General features: G+C 44.4%; 2 protein-coding genes. Both read right to left on the reverse strand.

From position 1 onward, the window contains the following. The coding region (locus HDE78_RS20765; protein WP_179483095.1) for a hypothetical protein at nucleotides 1-224 on the reverse strand (224 nt) is incomplete at its 3' end. A gap of 387 nt (nucleotides 225-611) precedes the next feature. Further along, nucleotides 612-1209: RHS repeat-associated core domain-containing protein (locus tag HDE78_RS20770; protein WP_179483097.1), on the reverse strand; the 598-nt coding region annotated here is incomplete at its 5' end.

Genomic DNA, 1209 nt, shown 5'->3' on the forward strand with positions numbered 1-1209 from the left:
TCGTTTTCTACACTGGAATACACCGACGTCAGACGCGACACGTAGTCGTAGCCGAAATTCTGCGTCAGCGTGTTGTCGATGCCGTTGGTGATCTGCGTGATGCGATCGGCCGCGTCGTACGTAAAAGCCCAGACCTTGCTTGCCCGGCAAGCTGATACCGGCAGTCTGCCTTCGGTTTCATAACCGGTATTGATCAGCCCGTTACTTGAGATCCACTGTTCCATGCCTTGATGGTTATATGCCTAATTAGCTTTTATTGCGGCGTCGGACACGAGGACGGAGTTTGCTTTGAAACCTGTACCCATGCGTCATCACGCCTAAAGTTGATAACAACTTTGTCATTCAAGCAATTAATGTTTATGATTTTTGAATTAAAAACATGATAGGGCGCATAGTTAGTAAGATCGTATTTCCAGCCAGCTTTCTCTAGACTCAAGAAATTCTTTAAATCAATATATGTTCGATTATTTTCATCTAATGTAAGATTTTTTTTTACAACACCATGAGAATACTCTACATAAGTAAAATTTGGTGGGTAATCGAGATCAGGCAAATCGACGCGATAAAATGGCAGCATAAGCATAAGTAAGGATTTTATAAAAAACATTTGACTAATACCTCATGCCTAAAACGAGATTGAAAAGTTTGAAATACTGGGCCTGTGAGTAATTTCGGCAACTATTTGTCATAATATTATAGGGCCCACTGTTTCCTAGCTGTTTTTTTAAGTAGGCTATGGCCGCAGCATCTTCTACTGGATTTGTTTTAAGATAAAAAGAGTAGTTTATTGCCGTAATTGGATCTTCGTCCTCATATACCTCTCCGCTTCCTGCACCACCCGGCGTCGGATTAGCTTGCGATGAAGTTGATTGCTCAGGCTTATCTCTACTCGCCATTCCGAAACTTTGTCCATATAGAGGACCACCTGGCTGACCGACAACGATTTTTTCGTGTAAGCCACCAACTTGCGCGGTGTTTGCGACGTAAATATCAAGGCCCATGGGGTCAGTGGATTGGATTGGGCTAGCCTCGACATAGGTATAGGTGTTAATGCCACCATTTAACCCAGAGGGATCACTTTCCAGATACCGTCCTAACCCGGAGCTATAGTCCCGATAGCCGTTGTTCCAGGTCTGCCTTTCGGCATCGTAGTACTGCCCCGGAAAACCCAGGTTCAACGTGATGTTCGCCGTGGTCACCTTCTGCGTA

It is taken from the genome of Rhodanobacter sp. K2T2, from assembly GCF_013408815.1.
Classification (GTDB): Bacteria; Pseudomonadota; Gammaproteobacteria; order Xanthomonadales; family Rhodanobacteraceae; genus Rhodanobacter.